Origin of the sequence: Paraburkholderia sp. (assembly GCF_036488795.1) — a bacterium.
GTDB lineage: Bacteria > Pseudomonadota > Gammaproteobacteria > Burkholderiales > Burkholderiaceae > Paraburkholderia.
The window spans coordinates 39,973-63,448 of record NZ_DASXHA010000050.1 but is presented as its reverse complement, the minus strand read 5'-3'; the positions used below and the strand labels follow the sequence as shown (position 1 = coordinate 63,448).

Below are 23,476 nucleotides of genomic sequence, written 5' to 3'. Positions count from 1 at the left end.
GATCGGGCGCGCCTGCAGGCGCTGACGCACGCCGCCGGCTCACGCCTGATCACCGCCGGGCGCGTGTGACCGTGCCCGGGGCCGCTTTCGAACCCAGCACGAATCCCGCAAGGCTCATCAATACACATCGCGCACATAGCGCTTCTCGCGAGCAAGCCGGTTCACATAATCGAGCGCGCTTTCGGCGCTCATGCCGCCGTGCGCCGCGACCACCGACTTCAGCGCCGCATCCACGTCCTTCGCCATCCGGTTCGCGTCGCCGCAGACGTAGAAATGCGCGCCGTCCTCGAGCCAGCGAAACAGTTCGCCACCGTGTTCGCGCATGCGGTCCTGCACGTAGATTTTTTCGCTCTGGTCGCGCGAGAATGCCACATCGAGCCGCGTCAGCGCGCCGTTTCTCCGCATGGTTTCGAGTTCGTCGCGATAGTAGAAATCCGTATCCGCGTGCTGCTCGCCGAAGAACAGCCAGTTGCGGCCAGTGTCGCCGCGCGCCTGGCGCTCGTGCAGGAAGCCGCGAAACGGCGCGACACCCGTGCCGGGCCCGACCATGATCATCGGAGTATCGCCCTGACGCGGCGGCCGGAAATGCGCGGACTTCTGCACGAAGACCGGCACGCTGATGCCGTCGGCACGATCTGCGAGAAAGGTCGACGAAACACCCTTGCGCTGGCGCCGGCCATTGCTGTACCGGACCGCGGACACCGTCAGATGTATTTCTCCCGCATGCGCCTTCGGGCTTGAAGCGATCGAATACAAACGCGGCTGCAAACGCTTGAGCATGGCGAGCAGTTCAGCCGCGCTGAGGTCGACGGGATATTCATGCAGCACATCGGCAAGTTGCTGGCCCCACAGCCATTTCTTCAGGTCCGCCTTGTTGTCTTCGGCAAGCAGCTTTTTCAAGCCGTCGTCCGGGCGACGCGACGCAATGAACGCCAGTGCATCGGGATTCGGTCGGGCAATTTCGAAGTGCCTCGCGAGTGCGTCGGCGAGCCGCATGTCGCCGACGCCGCTCACGTGCACCGCACTATCCGCGGCAAGACCGGTCAGATCGATCAGCTCGTCGACGAGGTCCGGGCAGTTGCTCGGCCACACGCCCAACGCGTCGCCCACTTCGTATTCGAGGCCGGAATCCGCCGTAGCCAGCGAAAAGTAGCGGGTGTCCTTGGCAGCGCCCTGGCGGTTCAGGCGCAGATTCTGCACGAGCCTTGAGGCAGCGGGCCGCGCCTTTGTCGGCACCGTGCCGGGCAACATCGCCGGAATCATGCCATCAGAGGCAACTGCATAGAGCGCCGCGTCTTCTTCCTTGATGCGCGCGGTCACGCGTTCGAGCCATTGATCTGCCGTTGGCTGGAACTCGGTGTCGCAGTCGACGCACTCCAGCAGGCGCAACGCGCCCTGCTCCGCGAGCCGTGCATCGAGCTCGCGCGCGTGGCCGCAGAACCGATCGTAATTGCGGTCGCCAAAACCTAACACGGCAAAACGCAAGCCGTCGAGACGCGGTGCATACTCGGCCATCAATGCACTCCAGAATGCCGCGCCGTTGTCGGGTGCATCGCCGTCGCCGAAGGTGCTGGTCATCAGCAGCACGTATTGTGCTTTTTGCAGCGACGTCACGGCATAGTCCGCCATGCACGAGGTCCGGATCTCGAAGCCCGAGTTCATCAATTGCGTCGCGTATGGCTCGGTGAGCGATTCGACGTTGCCGGTTTGCGAGGCCCACAGCAGCACCACCTTCGGCCGCGGCCGCACGATTCGAACCGTACTGGACGATGCCGCTTCAGCAGAAGGCGATATATGCGCGCCGCCCTGCTCTCCTGGCCCGGGCGTCGTATTCAACGAAGCTGTTTCAACGCGGCTATACAGCCCCGCCAGCATGCCGTCGAACCACAGTCGTGTGGCGGCCTGCAACGGCGCGCTGACCGGCAGAACCGGTACGCCAGCCACGCTCCTCGCGCCTTCAGCGGAACGCAGCGCACTGATGAAGCCCGAGACATAGGCACGTTCCGCGTCACTCAGTTGCGGTGCAGACATCTCGGCTATCCCGAGCTGGGAAAGCAACGCATCGACACGGGGCATATCCATTTCCTGATTCGAATCGGCATACACAGGCGGTGCCGGCAGCGCCGCGCCGAAGCTCGCCTTGTCACTCTCTGAGTTCATCGGCACAGGCTCGGCGCGGGTAACCGGAGCGAGCGCCACCGCGCAAAACTTGAGTTCGGGTTGCTGCGAGATTGGATCGATCGCGTCGTTCGTCACCGCATTGATGCACAGCTCTTCGCCGTACACGTCGTTCCAGTGCATCGGCGCGAAACATGCGCCGGGGCGCACGCGGTCCGTCACGATGGCGGGCAGCACCGCGCGGCCGCGACGCGAACGCACTTCCACGCCGTCTTGTTCACTGATGCCGAGCGCGGCCGCATCGTCCGGATGAATCTCGACAAACGGCTTGGGGTTGAGCTTGTTGAGCGTCGCCACCTTGCCGGTTTTCGTCATCGTGTGCCATTGATGTTGCAGCCGCCCGGTGTTCAGCACGACAGGAAATTCGGGCACCGGCATTTCGGCCGGCTCGACATGCGCACGCGCAAGGAACACGGCCTTGCCGCTCGGCGTCGGGAAGGCGACGCGTGGCACGCTGCCGTCCACGTTCTGCCTGAGCGTTTGACTGACGCCGTCGTTGATATAGCGAAGCGGATTGCGATCGCTCCCGGCCTCAGGCGCACACGGCCATTGCAGCGGCGTTTCGCGCAGTCGGGCATAGCTCGCGCCGCGCAGATCGTAGCCCGTCTTCGGATTCGATGCGCGCACGATCTCCGCGAAGACCTCTTCTGCCGACGCATAGCTGAACGCCTCGGCAAAGCCCATTTCGCAGGCCACGCGCGCAATGATCTGCCAATCCGGCAACGCGGCGCCGGGCGGATCAATCGCCTTTTGCATGAGCGTCAGATTGCGCTCGGAGTTGATCATCACGCCTTCGGCTTCGGCCCACAGCGCGCCCGGCAGCAACACGTCGGCGTAGCGGTTGGTCTCGGTGTCGAGAAACGCGTCCTGCGCGATCACCAGTTCGGCCGCCTGCAGACCGGCGATCACGTTCTGCCGGTTCGCCACGCTCGCGACCGGATTGGTGCAGATGATCCAGCAGGCCTTGATGTCGCCCTCGGACATGCGCGAGAACATGTCGATCGTGCCTTGCCCCAACTTCGTCTTCAGCGTGCCGTGCGGGACTTGCCACAGGTCTTCGATAAACGCGCGGTCTGCCTCCACCAGCACCGAACGCTGTCCCGGCAAACCGGGCCCCATGTAGCCCATTTCACGGCCACCCATCGCATTCGGCTGGCCGGTCAGCGAAAACGGCCCGCTCCCTCTACGGCAGATCGTGCCGGTTGCCAGATGCAGATTGCAGATCGCATTGGTGTTCCAGGTGCCGTGCGTACTCTGGTTCAGGCCCATGGTCCAGCAGCTCATCCACTCGCGTGCTTCGCCCATCCATTGCGCGGCGGTGCGCAGGTCCGCCGCGGCGATGCCGGTGATTTCGGCGACTCTCTCAGGCGTGTAGTCGGCAAGGAACGCGGGCATGGCGTCCCAGCCTTCGGTGGACTCCGCGATAAAAGCGGCATCCGTGTGGCCGTTTTCGTGCAACAGATACAGCAGGCCGTTGAGCAGCGCGAGATCGGTGCCGGGCTTGATCTGCATGAACAGATTGGCCTTGTCCGCAGTACCCGTGCGGCGCGGATCGACGACGATCAGTCTGGCGCCGGCCTTCACGCGGTCCATCATCCGCAAGAACAGGATCGGATGACAGTCGGCCATATTCGCGCCGATCACAAAGAACAGATCGGCCTTGTCGAAGTCCTCGTAAGAGCCGGGCGGCCCATCTGCCCCCAGCGAAAGCTTGTAGCCGCTGCCCGCACTCGCCATGCACAGGCGCGAATTCGATTCGATATTGTTGGTGCCGACAAAGCCTTTGGCGAGCTTGTTGACGAGATACTGCGCCTCGATCGACATCTGGCCGGACACATAGAACGACAGCGCATCCGGGCCGTGTGCATCGAGAATGCCGCGCAGGCGGCGCGCCGTATTCGTGATGACGTCGTCGGCGGGCAGCGGAATCGGATCGCTATTGCGATCGCGGCGCTCGTACGCGTTTTCCAGACGCCCCGATTTGCGCAGCGCGACGTGTGCGGAATTGCCCTTGGTGCACAGCCGCCCGTAGTTGCTCGGGTGCTCGCGGTCGCCGGAGATCTTGACGACCTGGCCGTCCGCGACTTGCAGGACCATGCCGCAGCCGACGCCGCAATAAGGACACACCGTTTTGACGCTGCTGCTCATCGTTTGCCTGGCCTGCCCAATCGGGTCTTCGGTGCCTGTCCGGAATCAGAGGGAAACCCACACGCGGCCGTCTTCGACACGCGCCGCGAAGGCACTCACCGAATGCTCCGGCGCTTCGAGGCATTCGCCGGTACGCAGGTCGAAGTGATGCTTGTAGATCGGCGAGGCGACCACGACGCGTTCGCCGAGGTTGCCGACGAGCCCGCGCGACAGCACGGACGCCTGCGAAGCCGGATCGAAGTTCTCGATCGCGAATACCTTGCTCTCGCCCGCATCGAGGTGGAACACCGCAACCTGCTCACCGTCGACGAGCGCGCAGACGCCGGTGTTGGGCACGATATCGTCAAGCGCACACACGGGCACCCACGCGTTCGCCATGCGGTCGTTGTTCATGATGAATTCCTTTGGATAACTCACGGGTTTGATCAAACGGTCTCGACGACGACCGGAATCGCAATCGGCTTGCGCTGCTGCGCGGCACGCTCGGCGGGCGTGGCCGGGCGGATCTGGCCACGCTCCTCGACGAATTCCACGTTGTTGTCCGCGGCATCGCTGTTGACGAAATGGCGGAAGCGCTTGCGGGTTTCGGGATCGGTGACGGCCTTCTTCCACTCGCATTCATAGGTGTCGACCACGTGCTTCATTTCCGCTTCGAGTTCGGCGGCGACACCGAGCCTGTCGTGCACGACTACGTCGATCAGATAGTCGAGACCGCCTTCCAGGTTGTCGCGCCATACGCTGCTACGTTGCAGACGGTCGGCCGTGCGCACATAGAACATCAATACGCGGTCGATATAGCGGATCAGCGTGTCGCGGTCCAGATCGGAGGCGAGCAGTTCAGCGTGACGCGGTTTCATGCCGCCGTTGCCGCACACATAGAGATTCCAGCCCTTCTCCGTGGCGATCACGCCGATGTCCTTGCCTTGCGCTTCCGCGCATTCGCGGGTGCAGCCCGACACGCCGAACTTGATCTTGTGCGGCGCGCGCAGACCCTTGTAGCGGTTCTCCAGCGCAATCGCGAGGCCGACCGAATCATCGACACCATACCGGCACCATGTGGAACCGACGCACGACTTCACCGTGCGCAGCGCCTTGCCATACGCATGGCCCGATTCGAAGCCGGCGGCAATCAGTTCTTCCCAGATCAGCGGCAGTTGCTCGACGCGCGCGCCGAACAGATCGACGCGCTGGCCGCCGGTGATCTTCGTATAGAGGCCGTATTTCTTCGCCACCTGACCCACGGCAATCAAGCCTTCGGGCGTGACCTCACCGCCCGGCATACGCGGCACGACCGAATACGTGCCGTCGCGCTGGATATTCGCGAGGTAGTAGTCGTTCGAGTCCTGCAGACCGGCGTGTTCTTTCTTCAGCACGAAATCGTTCCAGCATGAGGCCAGAATGTTCGCGACAGCAGGCTTGCAGATATCGCAGCCGAGACCGTGACCGTGCTTCGATAGCAGTTCGCCGAAGGTCTTGATCTGCTCGACGCGCACGATGTGATACAGCTCCTGACGCGAGAACGGCAGGTGTTCACACAGATGGTTGTTGACCGCGAGGCCCTGCTTCTTCATCTCGGCCTTCATGACCTGCGTGACGAGCGGCACGCAGCCGCCGCAGGTGGTGCCCGCGCCGGTGGCGGTCTTCAGCGCGCCGATGCTGGTTGCGCCCGCGCCCACCGACGCGCAGATGCGCCCTTTCGATACGTTGTTGCACGAGCAGATCTGCGCGGCGTCGGGCAACGCATCGACGCCGAGGCCCGGCTTTGCGTTGCCGTCTGCTTGCGGCAGGATCAGGAATTCGGGCGCTTGCGGCAATTCAATGCGATTGAGCATCATCTGCAGCAACATGCCGTATTCGGTTGCGTCGCCAACCATCACCGCGCCGAGCAGGAACTTGCCGCAATCGGACACCACCAGTTTCTTGTAGACCTGCTTGCGCTCGTCGGCGAACTGATATGACCGGCTGCCGCTGGTGTTGCCGTGCGCGTCGCCGAGGCTCGCCACGTCCACGCCCATCAGCTTCAGTCTGGTGCTCATGTCGGCGCCGCTAAAACACGCTTCAATGCCAAGCAACTGCTTTGCGGTGACGCGCGCCATGTCATAACCCGGTGCGACGAGACCAAAGGTCTGGCCGTTCCATGCGGCGCATTCGCCGATGGCGTAGATGTGCTCGTCGCTGGTGCGGCAGGTGTCGTCAATGGCGATGCCGCCGCGCGGTCCCAGTTCGAGGCCGCAGGCGCGCGCGATGTCGTCGCGCGGACGGATACCGGCGGAAAACACGATCATGTCCGTGTCGAGATGCGTGCCGTCGGCGAATTGCATGCGGTGCGTGCCCGCTTCGCCGTCGACGATCGACAGCGTGTGCTTGCCCGTATGAACCTGCACGCCGAGTTCCTCAATCTTGCTGCGCAAGACACGGCCGCCGCCATCGTCGATCTGCACCGTCATCAGACGCGCTGCGAACTCGACCACGTGCGCTTCGAGCCCCATGTCGCGCAGCGCCTTCGCGCATTCGAGTCCGAGCAGGCCGCCGCCCACCACTACTCCTGTCTTCGAACGCGCGCCGCAGGCCCGCATTGCTTCGAGGTCTTCGATCGTGCGGTACACGAAGCAGTCGCTGCGCGTGCTGCCTGCCATCGGCGGTACGAACGGGGTCGAACCGGTCGCGAGCACCAGCTTGTCGTAGCTCAGCGTTTCGCCGGTCGAGATCGTCACGGTGCGCGCGGCGCGGTCGATCGCAGTGGCCTTCGCGTTCAGCCGCAGCAGTACGTTGTCGCGATCGAAGAAGCCCGGCGCGACCAGCGAGAGGTCTTCGGCCGACTTGCCGGAAAAGAACTCGGACAGATGCACGCGATCGTACGCAGGCCGGGGTTCTTCGCACAGCACGGTGACATGGAGCGCCTGTGCGCCGTCCTCGGCCAGACACTCGAGGAGCTTGTGGCCGACCATGCCGTGGCCGATGACGATAACGTTCATGACAGTGGCCTCGTTCGATTCAGGTTGGATTCGCGACATCGTTTTTTGCCCGGCAAAATAAAAATGGCGTCCCGCGAAATCCGGTCGTAAGAGACCGGATTCGGGGGACGCCGTTGTCCAAAAGCCCGTGATACGAAGCTGACTTTTGCTGCATTCAGTGCGAACCGCCATTGGCCCGCGCTGAAGCATTATGCAAAGGCCGTGCCATCTAGTGCGTTTCGCGAAAAGCCCTGGTTGACAGGGCCTCACGAGAAAATGCTGCAATCGTAAGGCTCATCTCGAACAATTCATTTCGATGCGCGATAGCACAGCGTTGGTGCGACGCAGCACAGCGAGCGTGCAGGACGGTTGTGCATCCGGGTGTCGCGAAGGGGCGTTCACGGTGCACATCGTCCCCACCCGTGCGCTCGTCATGACGTAACCGGCGCGAAGAAGCGCGCCCCGAGTTTCCGGCTTGCTTGCAGCGACCTTCTGGCTCACTTATTGCGTTCGCTTTTCGGTCCGCATGCGGCAACGATGCCCGTGCACGACAATTCGAATTGCAGTCGACTATAGTGAGCATCAGGACAACGGCGTCCCCTCGTTCAACACGACGAGCGGACGCCGTTTGCGTTCGGCGTGACGCGCGTTGACCCTGACGCATGACGCATGACAAGGAACCTCTCGATGACAACCGGCAAAGTCACTCTGCTCAGCGCAGGCCCCGGCGACCTGGACCTGCTGACGATCCGTGCCGCGAAGCGACTCGCCAGTGCCGACGTCGTGCTGCTCGACGACCTCGTCAATCCCGGGATCGTGGCGCTTGCACCGCAGGCGCGCGTGATTCGCGTGGGCAAACGCGGCGGTTGCAAGTCGACGCCGCAAGCCTTCATTCAGCGCCTCATGCTGCGTTATGCGAAAGCGGGTCAGCATGTGGTGCGCGTCAAAGGCGGCGACGCGCTGATGTTTGGCCGTGCCGGCGAAGAACTCGCCGCGCTGCGGCAGGCACGGATTCCGTGCGAGATTCTGAATGGCGTGTCATCCGGATTCGCCGCGGCAGCGGGTCTCGGCATTTCACTCACCCATCGCGATCATTGCCAGGGCGTGACTTTCGTGACCGCGCATCTGCGCGATCACAGCGAACCGGATTGGGCCGCACTCGCCGCCACCGGCACGACGCTCGCTATCTATATGGGAATGAGCCGGATCGAAAACCTCTGCGCAGCATTGATGGGCGTGCTGCCCGCGTCGACGCCCGCAGCGGTGGTGCAGGCCGCGGGCACGGCCGAAGAACGCAGCGTGATAGCGAGCCTGGAGCGAATCGCGAGCATCGCGCTGGAAGCGGGCTTGGGCAGCCCGGCGGTGATTCTGGTCGGCAATGCAATTGGTGAAGCGGTGCTTTCCGTGATGCCGGAAGCGTTCGAGCAAGGGTCGGCTTTGCGGCGCGCTTAACTTCAATCATGCGACGTGCGCGCCGCGAACCACGCGGCGCGTCGTACACGATGCGTCGCTCACGCCCCGCTGTCGGCTCGCACGCCCGCCACCTGAAGCGGCTCCGCGACGGCATGGCTTTCCCGCGGCAGCGCCCATTCCAGCCAGCGCGTCCGATGCAGTACGACGAGCGCGAAGGCGATCGCCGAGATCACTCCAAAAGTCGCAAAGCCCATCTGGTAGCTGCCGGTGTTCTCCTTGGCCATCCCCATGATCACCGGCAGATAGAAACCGCCGATCCCGCCCGCGGCGCCGATGATGCCCGACATCAAACCGGTCTTGCCCTTCCAGCGTTGCGGCACGAGCTGGAAGGTCGCGCCATTGCCGAGGCCGAAGCACAGATAGGTGGCGACCAGCAGCGCGATACCGGCCGGCAGTGGCGGCATCCACGCGGCGAACGCGAAATCGCATAGCGAAATGCCCGCCAGCAGCAGGACCAGCGCGCGCACGCCGGAGATGCGATCGGCGATCAGGCCGCCAACCGGACGCACCAGTGCCCCCGTGAACGCGAGCAGCGACATGAACAGGCCTGCTTCGAGCTTTGGCAACTGATACAGCGAAATCAGCAGGGTCGTCACATACGACGACATCCCGACAAACCCGCCAAACGTGATGCTGTACACGAGCATCACGACCCACGTATCGCTTTCCGTCAGCACGCCGCGGTAGTGCTTCGGCAACACGGCGATGGCCAGCAACGCACCCAGCACGGGCAGCAGCAGCACGCCCGTTTTGCCCGCCCCGAACGCGCCGGCATGCACCAGCAGCACCAGTGCGATCAAGCCGGCCAGCGTGATGGCGAAACTGCGGAATGCCTTCGACGCACTGCCCGATTTCACACCCTGATCCTTCGCCCAGAAGAACAGCGCGAGCGCTGCGAGCGCGAGCAACGGCAGCGCGGCGCCGGCTGCCTTGGCCCAGCCGAAGTGATCGGCGAGGCCCGGAAACATGAAGCCGTCGAGCACGGCACCGATGTTGCCGGCCGCAGCGAGACCCAGCACGAGACCCTGCACCTTCGGCGCGTAGTTGCTGCCCGCCATCGGCAGCGCCACGGCGAAGCTCGCACCGCCGACGCCTAGCAGCACGCCAAGCACCAGCAGCATCGTGTATGACGGCGCCGTTGGCGAAAGCAGCAGCACCACCGACGGAATCGCCGAGAGCGCCACCCCCAGCAACGCGATGCGCCGGCCGTCGTAAGCCTGATAGAGATTGCCGAGCGTCACGCGCAGGATGGCCGCGCCCAGCACCGGCACCGCAACGAGGAAGCCCAGCTCGGCGGGCGACATCGAGATGTCCTTATGGATGAACGGTGCGAGCGGGCCGAACATGACCCATACGGTAAAGCCGGTGTCAAAGTACAGAAAGCACGCGAGCAACGCGCGCCAATTGCCGCTCTTCAACGATTTGATCAAGGTGTTCATGGGTCTCTCCCGGAGGCGAAGGGATGGGTCGCTGCAACCTTTCGTCGGCGCAAAAAAAAGCGTCCCGGACGCGTCCACACAGACCGATTGCTCGTTCAGCGTGAAGCGCGTGCCGGGACGCCGTTGTCCCTGACGACGTCCCCAAGCTTCAGGACGCCAGTTCAGAATTCAGTACTCGAAGGCCGCCATTGACCTCGCGGCGATGTATTGCAAGGGCTGTGCCATCGTTGAACAAGGCGGCGCTGGAAGAAGACCTGAAGGCACGCGCGCGTTTCCCGCCATGCACCAGCCGACGCGGCCTGGCGCCCTTGCAGAGAACTTTCATGAAGTTGCATGGACGCCTTGAAAAGCGACTCACGGAGCCCCGCGGTGCCGGCCTGAACACGCACCGAAGTAATCAGTACGAGAATCGCCCTGGTGCAAAACAATGGTGCATTGCACTATCGGCGTGCGCGGGAAACGGCACACCAGTACGATAGTGCGAGGCTCACACGCCACCGCGACCACACGGTCCGCTGGCGTATCGATGGCACAATACCTGGCATAGCGGTCCCCGCGTCCTCCACCCGGAGCCAAGCGATGCAAGCTCATCCGTTGCGCCTTTCTCCCGGCGACGACCTGCGCGTCACACTCGAAGCCGCATTGCACACGTTGGAGGAGCACGCAGCCTTCGTGATTCAGGGCATCGGCAGTCTGAACGTCGCGCACCTGCGTTATGCCGGCGCAGACGATCCGAGCGAGCTGCGCGGCGATCTGGAAATCCTCACGCTAGCCGGTTCCGTTTCGCCCGATGGCGCGCATCTGCATATGTCGGTGGCCGACGCGAGCGGCAGGGTCTATGGCGGGCACGTGACGCGCGGCTGTATCGTGCGCACGACCGCAGAGATCCTGCTGGTGTTATTGCCTGACCATACGTTTGCGCGCGAACCCGATGCAGGCACCGGTTATCCGGAACTGGTGATTCATACCGAACCGCGCGGCGCATAGGTTCTCGCCTGTCTATTCCGACTGGCGTGAAACCCCGGTCAAACAGGCCTTTGCGCGGTCATTGGCAGATTGCGACGGTACCGGTCGCCGCATTTTTAACCGCTCATCTACTGCGATATTTGCGTCAGCGCGCCAGCAAGCTATTGCATGACGCGGTAACATTCTCATTCTCGCAGGAGCGAACACAACAATAGCGTCATCGTATTGACGGAGACGAAGTAGCCGCATGCCCTTCCTTCATCACGCCGATGCTAGCCCCGCAATTGCCCCCTGCACCGCATCCGGCCTTGCTAAGGCGTGCGGACACTTTCTCTACAAAACGGCATGTCACAACACCCCAAGACAAATCGACCGCTCGTGATCGCGGCGGTCATGGCCTCCATGGCAATGGTCGCCATCGAGGCAACCATTGTGTCCACGGCCATGCCGCAGATCGTCACGCAACTTGGCGGCCTGCGTCTCTATAGCTGGGTTTTTTCTTCGTTCCTGCTCGCCCAGACCGCGATGACCGTGGTGTTCGGCAAGCTCGCCGATCTCTATGGACGCAAGCCGGTCGTGCTGGTGGGCATCGGCATTTTTCTGGTGGGTTCGGTGCTGGCGGGCTTTGCATGGTCCATGCCGGCCATGATCGTGTTTCGCCTGATACAGGGGGTGGGCGCCGGTGCGATCCAGCCGGTCACGCTGACGATCGTGGGCGATCTGTATCCGGCCCGCGAACGCGGCAAGATCCAGGGCTATCTGGCGAGCGTTTGGGCGATCGCCGCCGTGATCGGCCCCATGGCCGGCGGCCTGTTGATCCGCGACCTCTCATGGGCGTGGATCTTCTGGATCAACGTGCCGATCGGGATTGCCTCGGCAGCGGGCTTCATTGCGTTTCTGCATGAACATGAGCATCACGCGCGCCCTTCCATTGATCTGGCCGGCGCCACGCTCTTCACGATTTCCATCGGTGCGCTGATGATGGGACTCACCGACGCCGGCAGTTCGAGCAACGCGCTGGTGTTATTCGAGTTCGCGCTGTTCGTCGTCAGTGGGGTGCTGTTCGTGCTGCAGGAGCGGCGCGCGGCCGACCCGATGATTTCGTTTGCGCTGTGGGGCCATCGACCCATCGCCGCGTGCAATGCGGCAACGGTGCTCTCCGGAATGGCGCTGATGGGACTCACCAGTTTTCTGCCCATGTATGTGCAGGGCGTGCTGGGCCGCTCGCCGGTCGTGGCCGGCCTCGCCCTGACGATGATCATGGTGGGCTGGCCGTCGGGCGCCACCTTCGCGGCACGCTCGTTTCACCGGTTCGGATTGCGCCGTACCTTGATCGGCGGCAGTGTGTTTTTACCGCTGGGCGCGATTTTCTTTGCGACGCTGAACCCGGACAGCTCGCCCGCATTTGCGGGGGTCGGCTCTCTGGTGATGGGTCTCGGCATGGGCATTGTCAGCGTCAGTTCGCTGATTCTGATCCAGGAGATCGTCAAGCCTTCGGAGCGCGGCAGCGCCACCGCGTCCAATCTGTTCTCGCGGAATCTGGGCAGTACGCTTGGCGCCGCGATGTTCGGCGCGGTGCTGAACTACGGTCTCGCGCATTCGTCAGGGATTGCCGCGGTGACGGCCGACCAGTTGCGGCAAATTCTAGATTCGGCGTCCGGCAGTACGGCAGGCAGCGCGGCCGTACGGCTCGCGCTGCATCAATCGCTACATCTGACTTTCGTGTCGATACTCGTGATCTGCGCGTTCGCCGTCGTCTCGGTGATCCTCGTGCCGGCTATCAGGATCGCCATGACGAATCCAGCGTCCGCGAGCAGCACGGGCATCTCGCACTGAGGCGTTCTGGAGTAACGGTGTGTTCAACGCACCGCATGCGTGACGGATTGGCATGCCGTGATCCGGCCGGCATCAGTACCTGATTGCCGTGAGTTCTTCGCACACTTGCCACAACCGCTGCGCGGCTCGCGGATCACGCGCCTGCGGAGCGACTTTTGCGTCGCCTACCGTGTACCCTCGCGCCTCCAGAAAACCTTGCGGACCGTAGTAGCCGCCGTCGCGAACGCCAGCGGAAGTGGCGGCATACAGCGTCGGCAACGCGCCCGCGTAAGCGCTGTTCAGCATGACGCCGATCAGTCGGCTTGCCAGATTGCGAAACGCCACTTCAATCGCAGGATGCTCGCCCGCGACAAACAGGTTGGTGTGTGCGACGCCCGGATGAGCCGCCACCGACATCACCCGCGAATCAGCAGCGCGCAGACGACGATCGAGTTCGAAGGCGAACATCAGATCGGCAAGTTTCGACTGCCGGTAGGCGCGCATCGGTGAATAGCTTTTCGCCGACTGCAGGTCGGCAAAGTCGAGCTGCCCTGTCTTGTGCGCGATCGATGCGATGGTCACCACACGCGGCCTGTCACCTGTGCTGCCCGCTGCGTCAGCGGCGCGTTCAAGCGCCGGCATCAACAACCCAGTCAGCGCGAAATGGCCGAGCAGGTTGACGCCGAACTGCTGCTCGAAGCCATCCGCCGTTTCGAGACGTTTGGGCGGCGCCATCACGCCGGCATTGTTGATCAGCATATGCAGCGGGCGTTGCCTTGCGAGTTCGCTCTGCGCGAACCAGCGAACGGACGCGAGGGACGCAAGATCGAACAGAGCCAGTTCGGCTCGCGCCTCCGGCACGTCCGCCTTAAGGCGGGCCAAGGCCGCTTCGCCTCGCAGTGCGTCGCGGCAAGCGAGCACGACCTGTGCACCTTTGCTCGCCAATACGCGGGCGGCATGATAGCCAATGCCGCTGTTAGCACCGGTGATGAGAATTCGTTTGCCGGTCTGCGCGGCAATATCGTCTACGTTCCACTGTCTGCTCATGGTCGTGCCGGTTGTGTCCTATGCGATTTAACGCGAGACTACCTCGAAGCGGAAAATCGCGCTGAACCAGGCTATGAATACAGGGGAAACGTTTCGTCGCGGCATGACGACGCAATAACCCTCCGTTCGCCCCGGAGGTTCGCGGCCTATCAGAACAGATGCATGATCCCGAGATAGGCACCCGTCTGCGATTCGCCTTGCAGCGGACTCGTGCTCGAGCTCCCTTCACGCGGATTCGCCAGCAGGGAGAAATTCGCCTGTTTGCTGTTATCGACGTACGCCACCGTCCCATAGAGGAAGGTGCGCTTGGTGAAGTTATAGGTGGCGCCGAGCGTGTACATCGTGGCGTGACTGGACGGATCGTGCAGCGCATCGCCCGCACCGCTGCCCACGTTCACATAAAAGCCCGCCGCAGTAACCGCCCATGCGGGATTGAACGTATACGTTGCACCAAGCCAGTAGTAATTGGCGCTGTCGGCCAGTCCTTGCGGCGTGTCCGGCGCGGCCAGGTGCGTATAGGCCCCCTGGATCTTGAAGTTGTCGACGCGCACATTCGCGCCGAGGAAAAACTCGCGCGAACTGGTGAAGATACTTGTCATCTGTCCGTTGGCGTCACGCAGTTCGTCGTAGATGCCACGCAGGTCCAGGAGTTTGGAGTGATACGAGACCATCACTCCATCCGAGCGGCCGAACTCGCCCGGCGCGCCCGTGTTGAAACCGTTGGCCTGATTACCGAAGGCAAACTGGGTTTGCACGTCGAAGCCGTGGATCACCGGGCTGTGATACTCGACGTTATTGCTGGTCTGTTGCCAGTTGCGGCCGCGCACCAGCGACGCCGATGAAAACGCCTGCTGCACGAACGGGTCGAATTCCCATACGCCGTCACTGTCGATGAACAGATTGCGGCCGGCCTGCAGCGTGCCGTAGTCATCGCTCTTCAAACCAGCGAACGCACGCCGCGAAAATAGCCGGCCACCGCCCGTCGTGCCGTTGAGAATTTGCAGTGCCGTTTCCAGAGTGAAGATGGCATTGAGGCCGCCCCCCAGGTCCTCATTGCCCTTGAAGCCCAGCATGCTGGTGCCCCAATCGCCGCCCTCGGCGCTCCATAGACTGTTGGTGCCGCCATTGCCGTTGGCAATGTGATTCAGATATTGCACCCCGGCGTCGAGCCGGCCGTACAGGATGACGGTGGATTGTGCATGAGCGAGTGGACTTGCCAGTAGTAAAGCAACGGAGAGCTTTTTATGGAGTCTCATTTTTTGCGTGTGCCATCTCGTGGATTGGCCCGTACCGGGCGCTCTGTCTCGACGCTGGACATCCTGACTGCAAATGAAACCGTAACTACCGCACCCACTCATTACCAGAGCGTGTAACCGCTGACCTTACTGTCAAATCAAAAGGTCGTCAACGCTATTGACGCGTCAACGTATGCAAGAACGCCTGAATACTATTGACTGTATGCGCATCGAATCGCGATTGCGCTAATTTGCTCTGGCCACGTGACGTACGCGCGGCAAAACCGGCAGAAGACCGCGCGCCGGCACAGTCCATCAGGATGCCGTATTAATTGACCGGAGCGCGCTATCCGATCGCGTCCGAAGATGCCCGCGCACCTCAGGTGCTCCGGACCTCATGCGTCCACATGCTGCTCCTTGTGGTTTGCGGCAACCGCAACCATAACCACACCCACAGCCGCACCAGGACGCTGTGTCAAACCAGGCGGTGCCCCTGCGCGCAGGCTACGTACCCCTGCGAACCTTGCAATCTTATACACGGTCATTGCCCTGGCCTGACGATTTCTCTGAGCCGCCCCGCTCGAAAAATTCGCCCGTTCTTCATACTTAAGACCCAGTCGAGTGAGATCCGCGGTAGCGCAAGGCATACGGCTAAGCATGCCCCAGGACGCAAAGCCGGCGGGTCCGCATCGAACTGAAGCGCAAACATTGCACAAGGCAATCTAAACAATATCTTGAGCACGTGGCGTGCAGACTTTGCGACATGCGGTTACGCTTTTGTGGCAACCGACGTGAAAGCGCGCAGACGCGTGGAGGCTGCATACCTCTTGCGCCAGGTCTGGTTGCAAAGCAACTTTTCTAATAAACACTAAAGTTGTGAGAAAAACTCATGCGAACAAAAACGTCTCCACAGGGAAAACTTATCCGCGCCCTTGCTGTTTGTGCAATCACAGCCGGCGCAGCGTCCGCCCATGCCGATCAGTTCGGCGTTCAGATTGCCGGCGGCGTCGCCGATCACGACATCAAGAAAGCGGACCTCGGCTTCGTCTGGGACCCCGGCTTGAACTGGTGGGAGATTGCGGGATTCCATTTCAGCCTGGTCGGCGAAGCGCATGTAGCCTATTGGGACATCCAGGAAGACCACGCCGCGCATCCGAACATCTGGGAGTTCGGGCTCACGCCGATATTCCGCTTCATCAAAAGTGCGGGCTGGTTCCGGCCGTATTTCGAAGCCGGCGTCGGCGTACGCCTGTTGTCCCATGTACGCGAGACCGACGACCGGACCTTCTCGTCGTCGTTCCAGTTTGCGGACGTGGTGGGCGTCGGCGCGCAGTTCGGCGGCCATCAGCAATATCAGGCCGGCTTCCGCTTCCAGCACATTTCGAATGCCGGCATCGAGCATCCGAATCCGGGCGCGAATTTCAGCGAAGTCTATCTGCAGTACAACTTCTGAACGTCAGTCGCCGCTTGAGCGGCGATGACGCTCGCGCGCCTCGCCAACCTGACAATCAGATTTCATCGCATGCGCGCGAAGGATCGTCCTGCCCCCCGGGAGGCGCGCTCGACGCGCCGTGACACCTGCTTGAAACGCCCAGCGGGCAAGGGTTTTCACGGACACAGGCGCCGACCTGCACGATTATTGCCACTCATGGCAAGAAGGTATTTCAGCTTCTGGCGACTGCATGATATTGTTGAGTCGCATCAAACATAGTAAGCATCACAGGACGGTTCGTGCGCCGTCGCGAACCGAACGCAACTCACCGTAGCGAGCGTCGCCATGAGTGATGTACGCCTTCATCTGAGCCCACGTGACCGCGTGGAGCTGCTTTGCTGGCTCACCTGCGGGAACCTCGGTGCCTATTATCTGAATGAGTCCTGGCCGGAAGCCGCCTTCCAGGTGCAGGCTGCCCACAAATGGCTGGACCGGCACTCGCGCGAGGCTGACTGGCTCAGCATCGCCAAGCTCTCCGCCCTCGCCCAGGACATCGCCCAGCAGCACGCGTGCTTTGTCGACGCCGCATGGGCGCGAGACGCCGTCGAAGAAATCCTCGATACGGACGACCTCAATTTCCAGGCGCGACTGGTCGTGCAGGTGTTGACCGACTGTCAGCGCGCGCTGGCGGATAAGCGTATTGCCGATTGAAACACCAGCGTCAGCGTCCACCAGGTTTTCCGGGCGACCATTCACACGCGGACCTGCGCGACCTGACCCTGACGTTCGCGCCCATCGCGCTGCTGGTGGTGGTCGCGGTCACGCTGGTCGTGTGGCTGGTCGACCCCGCGCCGCCGAAGACCATCACGATGAGCGCCGGACCGCGCGACAGTACCTTCTGGGTGGCCGCCGAGGAATACAAAAAACTGCTCGCGCGCAACGGCGTCAAGTTGAACGTGCTGGAGTCCGACGGCTCGATGCAAAACCTGCAGCGGCTGCTGGACCCCAAACAGCACGTCGATATCGCCTTTGTGCAAGGCGGTGTGACGGACGGCCTCGACACCTCTTCCCTGATGTCGCTCGGCAGCATGTTCTACGCCCCTGTGGTGGTCTTCTACCGCGGTACGGGCATCACCGGTCTGTCGCAGCTCGAAGGTAAAAGAATCGCGGTGGGCCGCGAAGGCAGCGGCACCCGCGTGCTCTCGCTCGATCTGCTGCAGGCAAACGGCATCACCCCGGGCGGCGACACGTCGCTGTTGCCGTACGACGGTCTGCAGGCCGCCACCGCACTCGTCTCCGGCCAGGTCGACGCCGCCCTCCTCAATGGCGATTCGGCAACCCGCATGTTGATGCTGCGCCTCTTGAGGGTACCCGGCATCTCCGTGATGGACTTCGCGGAAGCTGCCGCCTATACGCGGCTTTTCCCCTACCTCGACGAGATCGACCTGCCGCCCGGCGTGCTCGATCTCAAACGCAAGATCCCGCCCTTCACCGTGCATCTGATCAGTCCCACGGTCGAACTCGTCGCCCGGACCAGTCTGCATCCGGCTATCTCCGATCTGCTGATCGAGGCCGCCCAGGAAGTGCACAGCACGGCCAACCTGCTGCAACGGGCAGGACAGTTTCCGAGTCCGGTCGCGCGGGAATATCAGATCAGCGAAGACGCGCAGCGCTACTACAAAACCGGCAAAAGTTTTCTGTACCGCACACTGCCGTTCTGGCTTGCGAGCGTCGGCGACCGCACCCTCGTGCTGCTGGTGCCGATGGCCGTGCTGCTGTTTCCCGCGCTGCGGCTGATTCCGGCGCTGTACCGCTGGCGCGTGCGCTCGCGCATCTACCGGTACTACGGTTCGCTGATCGCGATCGAACGCGATGCGTTGAAGAATCCGTCGGCTGACGAACGCGAGGCGCTGTTCGCCGAACTCGATCATATCGAAGCATCGCTGAACGAGCTGCGCATGCCGCTCGCGTATGCCGACGCGATGTACGTGTTGCGCGAACATGTCGGCTTCGTGCGCGCACGGCTCGGGCAGGCCTGACACACCGCACCCCTCAAGGGCCGCGACGCAGCGCGCGACACCTGTACCAGAGGGACCGGAGCAGCGCCGAAATGCAGGCTTCTGCATAAGATGCTATAAGTTGCACACGCGCAGGCAGTCGACAGCGCGGTCGCCGCTACGAGCCAGACGGCCCTCGTCCACTGGAGCGAACGATGATGAATCTCAGTGCACTGGATCTCTCGCGATTGCAGTTTGCTTTCACCGTCTCGTTTCACATTATCTTTCCGGCCATGAGTATCGGCCTCGCCAGTTTTCTGGCGGTGCTCGAAGGCGCGTGGCTGAAAACCGGCAAGCAGCACTATAAGGATCTGTGCCTGTTCTGGTCGAAGGTCTTCGCGATCGGCTTCGGCATGGGTGTGGTGTCGGGCGTCGTGATGGCCTACCAGTTCGGCACCAACTGGGCCGGCTTTTCAAAATTCGCCGGCCCGATCACCGGACCGCTGCTCACCTATGAAGTCATGACGGCCTTCTTTCTCGAGGCCGGCTTTCTCGGCATCATGCTATTCGGCTGGGATCGCGTAGGGCGTCATGCGCATTTCGGCGCGACGCTGCTGGTCGCGCTCGGCACCCTGATCTCGACCTTCTGGATTCTCGCGTCGAATAGCTGGATGCAGACGCCGCAGGGATTCATCGTCGAGCACGGGCACGTCGTACCGGTCGACTGGTTCAAGGTCATTTTCAATCCGTCGTTCCCGTTCCGGCTCGCGCACATGGCGATTGCCGCGTTTATCGTCGGCGCGCTGGTGGTCGCGGCGGCGGGCGCCTGGCATCTGTTGCGCGGGCGCCGCGATCCGGCTGTGAAGACCATGTTTTCGATGGCCCTGTGGCTGCTGCTCGTGCTCGCGCCGGTGCAGGCCGTGGTGGGCGATCAGCACGGTCTGAACACGCGCAAATACCAGCCCGCGAAGATTGCGGCCATCGAAGGTCTGTGGGAAACCGAAAAAGGCGGCACCGCGCTGAACCTGATCGGCTTTCCCGACATGCAGGCCGAAGTCACGCGCTATGCGATCAGGATTCCCCATCTGGGCAGCGTGATCCTCACGCATACATGGGACGGCGAAATTCAAGGCCTGAAGGAATTTCCGAAAGAGAACCGGCCGAATTCGTCGCTTATCTTCTGGACCTTTCGCATCATGGCGGGCCTCGGCATGCTGATGATCCTGCTCGCGCTGATTGGCCTCGCATTGCGGCGCGGCGGCCGTGTCTATGAAAACCGGCTGTTCCAGCGCTGCATGCTCGCCATGGGACCGGCCGGTTTCATCACGCTGCTGGCCGGCTGGATCACCACCGAAGCGGGACGCCAGCCCTGGGTGGTGTACAACGTGATGCGCACGGCACAGGCGGTGTCACCCGTGACCCAGCAGGACGTCAGCGTGTCGCTGATGATCTTCGTGATTGTCTACTTCCTGGTGTTTTGCACGGGCATCTACTACATCCTGAAGCTGTTGCGGCTGGGACCGCCGCACGACGACAGCGCCCCCCAGCCGGTGCCGGGCGCCAGCGTGAACAGCAGCGGCCGCCGGCCGCTTGCCGCGGTGGAGTAAGGACGTCAACCAGTGCGTCGACGAGCGGATCAACGAGCCATCATCTGAAGCGGAGCGTGGTATGGACGTGACGACTATCTGGGCCGCGATCATTGCGTTAGGGTTGTTCATGTACGTTGCTCTCGACGGCTTCGATCTCGGCATCGGCCTGATCTTTCCGTTCTTTCCAGACGACGAAGAGCGCGACCTGATGATCAGCACGATCGCGCCCGTCTGGGACGGCAACGAAACCTGGCTCGTGCTGGGCGGCGCCGCGCTGTTCGCGGTGTTTCCGGACGTGTACGCGATCGTGCTGTCCGCGCTGTATCTGCCCATCGTCACCATGCTGGTCTGCCTGATCTTTCGCGGCGTGTCGTTCGAGATCCGCGAAAAGGCGACCCGTACGAAGAATCTGTGGAACCTCGCGTTCATTGCCGGCTCGGCAGGCGCCACGTTTTTTCAGGGCGTCATCCTGGGGGCCTATCTGCAGGGCGTGCCGGTCGCGAACAACGGTTTCGCCGGGCCGTCATTCTTCTGGCTCACACCGTTTAGCCTGCTCACCGGCTTTGGACTCATGGCGACCTACGCGCTGCTCGGCGCATGCTGGCTGGTGATGAAAACCACCGGCAGTCTCCAGCACCGTCTGCACGAAGTGATTCGTCCGCTCACATTCGTGCTGCTCGGCTTCATGGTGCTCGTGTCGATCTGGACCCCGCTCACCGACGCGCAGATCGCGCGGCGCTGGTTCGACACGCCGCTCCTGTATCGGCTGTTGCCGGTGCCGTTCCTCGTTGCCGTCGTCGCGCTGTTCATGCTGCGCGCGGTGCGCCGCCATCACGACAACGCGCCGTTCGTGCTGGCGCTGCTGCTGGTCCTGCTCGGCTATATCGGCTTGCTGGTGAGTATCTGGCCGTACGCGATACCGAACGTCATCACGCTCGACGAGGCGGCCGCGCCGCGTGCGAGCCAGTTGTTCACACTGGTGGGCGCGGTGATCATTTTGCCCATCATCCTCATCTATACGACGGTGGGGTATCGCGTCTTCAGAGGCAAGTCCGTGCCGGGCGCGAAGTATCACTAGCCGTGCACGAACACGCAGCACAAGGAGCACTGTCATGCGGGTCTTTCCATTTTCGCTGATGCACAGGCCGCACCCGGCGAGCCCGTCATCCACATCAATGCAGGGTGACGCGCCGTCCCGCCTGAAACGGGTGTTCTGGTTCGTCACCCTATGGTGCGCCGGCGTGGCCGGTGCGATGCTGCTCGCATTGCCGTTCCGTCTGCTGATGAAGGCGTGCATGAACTGAGCGGAAGTCGTACCCGGCTGGGTTGTTCGCGCGGTCGGGCCTGGCAGGTATTCAATGCAATGGCCCGACGACACAATGAAAGCAGTCTGAAATAAACGCGAAACCACCCGGAGATGCCGCCCGGTCCGCAGTTCACGCTTGCCATGCGGACCCACAGCCCGCGAATTCACCCGGTTGCGCAGTTCAAAAGTCAATTCAATGTCCCGCATACTTCACCGGGCTTTCGACCTGTATTACAGTTCGTTGCGACCGGATTCCAATGGCGGGCCCCGCGTCCAGCCGCCGGTTGGCGCGAACCCGACGCCGAAAAACCTGCGCCGGTGTATTTCAGGGCTCGACAATGTTGCACTCGTGTAACTCAAGTCTCGCGCGAGGCAGGTACATTGTCGCGATTCATTCTTTCACTCTTTCATTATTCCCATCCTCCATTAGTCCAGAGTGGCTTACAACTTCATAACACACTATCAAAGGGCTCGATCAATGGTGACAACGCGTGGGAATCGTGGCACTTTTCCGCAGTCCTGGCTGAGGATCACTCCCCGCCCACTCATCAACGGCAGCATCTGTTTTCGGAGATACCTATGAGCGAAGCCGTGTCCAAGCAGCCAAAGCGCTCCCGACGCGGGCTCATCCTGTTTGTGGTTATCGTGCTGGCGCTGATCGCGCTTGTCGTTGTCCACCTGTTGACCCAGAAGAAGCCCGCGCGCGGCGCCGCGCCCCTCGTCGTCACCGTTGCGAGCGCAACCCTCGGCTCGATGCCGGTCACCCTGAGCGAACTCGGCACGGTCACGCCGGTCGCCACCGTCACCGTGCTGCCGCAACTGAGCGGCTACCTGACGGAAGTGGGCTATCACGAAGGCGAGGAAGTCAAGAAGGGGCAATTCCTTGCGCAGATCGATCCGCGCCAGTATGAGATCGACAAGCAGCAGGCCGAGGCGACCCTCGCCAAGGACCGCGCCTCGCTCGCCCAGGCCCGCTCGGACCTCGCCCGCTTCACCCAGTTGAACGAGCGCAAGTCGATCGCCGAGCAGACCTTCACGGACCAGCAGTTCCTCGTCCAGCAGGACGAGGCAGCGGTCAAGGTGGATCTCGCCAATATTGCCCAGTTCGACCTCGATCTGGCCTACTGCCGCATCACCGCGCCGGTGGCCGGCAAGGTCGGCCTGCGCCTCGTCGACCCGGGCAACTACGTGACGGCCTCGTCGACCACCGGCATCGTCGTCATCACCACCGTGAAGCCGACTACGGTGCAATTCACGGTGCCGCAGGATGCGCTCGCCTCGGTGGTGCAGCGCCTGAACGCCGGCGCCACCTTGCCCGTCACCGCGTATAGCAGCGACAACAGCAAGCAGATCGCCACCGGCACGCTGTATGCCGTGAGCAACCAGATGGCGACGAGTACCGGCACGGTCACCTTACGCGCCACTTTCGCCAACGACGACGAGGCGCTGTTCCCCAACGAGTTCGTCAACATCAAGCTGCTGGTCGACACCATGGAAAATGCGGTGCTGGTGCCCACGCCCGCCGTGCAAAGCGGCGCACCCGGCGACTATGTGTACCTCGTCAACGCGGACAATTCGGTGTCCGTGCACAAGGTCACGCTCGGCCCGAGCGACGGCAGGAACACCGTCATCCTGTCCGGCCTGTCGGCAGGCAACGTGGTCGTGACGGACGGCACGGACCGCCTGAACGACGGTGCCAAGATCAGGCCGCGCTCCCGCGCGGCGGCGGCCGGCGGCGCTTCGGGTGCTTCGGCTGCAGCCGGCGGCGCTTCGGGTGCCTCGGGTGCGGCAGCCGGCGCCGGCGGGTCCGCCGCGCACGGCCAGCACAGGCATGGCCACGGTGCTTCGGGGCCCGCTGCGGCATCCGCGGCGTCGGTCGATGCTGCTTCGTAGCCGC

Annotated in this window: 16 protein-coding genes; 10 read left to right on the top strand and 6 right to left on the bottom strand. The window is 62.6% G+C overall.

The features are described from left to right. Positions 1-117: 117 nt before the first annotated feature. Genes VGH41_RS06210 through nirB form a run of 3 tightly spaced genes read right to left on the bottom strand, consistent with a single transcriptional unit; the run spans position 118 to position 7,301 of the window. Entirely contained in the window at positions 118-4,326 is a 4,209-nt protein-coding gene (locus VGH41_RS06210; protein WP_331596473.1) for a bifunctional nitrate reductase/sulfite reductase flavoprotein subunit alpha, read from the bottom strand. A 45-nt stretch (positions 4,327-4,371) separates the two neighbouring features. Then, positions 4,372-4,719, bottom strand: a complete 348-nt coding sequence (gene nirD, locus VGH41_RS06205) for a nitrite reductase small subunit NirD (RefSeq protein ID WP_331596472.1) — start codon at positions 4,717-4,719, stop codon at positions 4,372-4,374. Positions 4,720-4,751: 32 nt separating this feature from the next. After that, positions 4,752-7,301: a nitrite reductase large subunit NirB gene (nirB, locus tag VGH41_RS06200; RefSeq protein ID WP_331596471.1), complete on the bottom strand. Its 2,550-nt coding sequence runs from the start codon at positions 7,299-7,301 to the stop codon at positions 4,752-4,754. A 666-nt stretch (positions 7,302-7,967) separates the two neighbouring features. Here nirB and cobA point away from each other — a divergent pair. Further along, entirely contained in the window at positions 7,968-8,732 is a 765-nt protein-coding gene (gene cobA / locus VGH41_RS06195) for a uroporphyrinogen-III C-methyltransferase (RefSeq protein ID WP_331596470.1), read from the top strand. Positions 8,733-8,791: 59 nt separating this feature from the next. Here cobA and VGH41_RS06190 read toward each other — a convergent pair whose 3' ends face one another. Beyond that, the gene (locus tag VGH41_RS06190; protein ID WP_331596469.1) at positions 8,792-10,192 is read right to left on the bottom strand and encodes an MFS transporter; all 1,401 of its coding nucleotides are present in this window, start codon (positions 10,190-10,192) and stop codon (positions 8,792-8,794) included. 579 nt (positions 10,193-10,771) lie between these two features. Here VGH41_RS06190 and VGH41_RS06185 point away from each other — a divergent pair. Together VGH41_RS06185 and VGH41_RS06180 are read left to right on the top strand one after the other, a co-directional pair. Beyond that, positions 10,772-11,179, top strand: coding sequence for a PPC domain-containing DNA-binding protein (locus VGH41_RS06185; RefSeq protein ID WP_331596468.1), 408 nt, complete (start codon positions 10,772-10,774; stop codon positions 11,177-11,179). A gap of 324 nt (positions 11,180-11,503) precedes the next feature. Continuing rightward, positions 11,504-12,994, top strand: a complete 1,491-nt coding sequence (locus VGH41_RS06180; protein WP_331596467.1) for an MDR family MFS transporter — start codon at positions 11,504-11,506, stop codon at positions 12,992-12,994. A gap of 72 nt (positions 12,995-13,066) precedes the next feature. Here VGH41_RS06180 and VGH41_RS06175 read toward each other — a convergent pair whose 3' ends face one another. Together VGH41_RS06175 and VGH41_RS06170 are read right to left on the bottom strand one after the other, a co-directional pair. Next, positions 13,067-14,020 (bottom strand): oxidoreductase, encoded by a 954-nt coding sequence (locus tag VGH41_RS06175; RefSeq protein ID WP_331596466.1) that lies wholly within the window; start codon positions 14,018-14,020, stop codon positions 13,067-13,069. Between the two features lie 149 nt (positions 14,021-14,169). Then, positions 14,170-15,276, bottom strand: a complete 1,107-nt coding sequence (locus tag VGH41_RS06170) for a porin (RefSeq protein WP_331596465.1) — start codon at positions 15,274-15,276, stop codon at positions 14,170-14,172. Positions 15,277-16,144: 868 nt separating this feature from the next. Here VGH41_RS06170 and VGH41_RS06165 point away from each other — a divergent pair. The 7 genes from VGH41_RS06165 to VGH41_RS06135 all read left to right on the top strand — a co-directional run bounded on the left by VGH41_RS06165 (position 16,145) and on the right by VGH41_RS06135 (position 23,472). Further along, positions 16,145-16,708 (top strand): acyloxyacyl hydrolase, encoded by a 564-nt coding sequence (locus tag VGH41_RS06165; protein WP_331596464.1) that lies wholly within the window; start codon positions 16,145-16,147, stop codon positions 16,706-16,708. A gap of 324 nt (positions 16,709-17,032) precedes the next feature. Then, the gene (locus tag VGH41_RS06160) at positions 17,033-17,398 is read left to right on the top strand and encodes a hypothetical protein (RefSeq protein ID WP_331596463.1); all 366 of its coding nucleotides are present in this window, start codon (positions 17,033-17,035) and stop codon (positions 17,396-17,398) included. After that, positions 17,395-18,726: a TAXI family TRAP transporter solute-binding subunit gene (locus tag VGH41_RS06155; protein ID WP_331596462.1), complete on the top strand. Its 1,332-nt coding sequence runs from the start codon at positions 17,395-17,397 to the stop codon at positions 18,724-18,726. The genes VGH41_RS06160 and VGH41_RS06155 overlap by 4 nt, the downstream gene beginning before the upstream one ends. A gap of 176 nt (positions 18,727-18,902) precedes the next feature. Next, the gene (locus VGH41_RS06150) at positions 18,903-20,291 is read left to right on the top strand and encodes a cytochrome ubiquinol oxidase subunit I (RefSeq protein ID WP_331596509.1); all 1,389 of its coding nucleotides are present in this window, start codon (positions 18,903-18,905) and stop codon (positions 20,289-20,291) included. Between the two features lie 61 nt (positions 20,292-20,352). Further along, positions 20,353-21,351, top strand: coding sequence for a cytochrome d ubiquinol oxidase subunit II (cydB, locus tag VGH41_RS06145; protein WP_331596461.1), 999 nt, complete (start codon positions 20,353-20,355; stop codon positions 21,349-21,351). Positions 21,352-21,385: 34 nt separating this feature from the next. Then, entirely contained in the window at positions 21,386-21,577 is a 192-nt protein-coding gene (locus VGH41_RS06140; RefSeq protein WP_331596460.1) for a hypothetical protein, read from the top strand. Positions 21,578-22,158: 581 nt separating this feature from the next. Next, complete coding sequence (locus tag VGH41_RS06135) at positions 22,159-23,472, top strand: efflux RND transporter periplasmic adaptor subunit (protein ID WP_331596459.1); 1,314 nt, start codon at positions 22,159-22,161, stop codon at positions 23,470-23,472. Positions 23,473-23,476 lie beyond the last annotated feature (4 nt).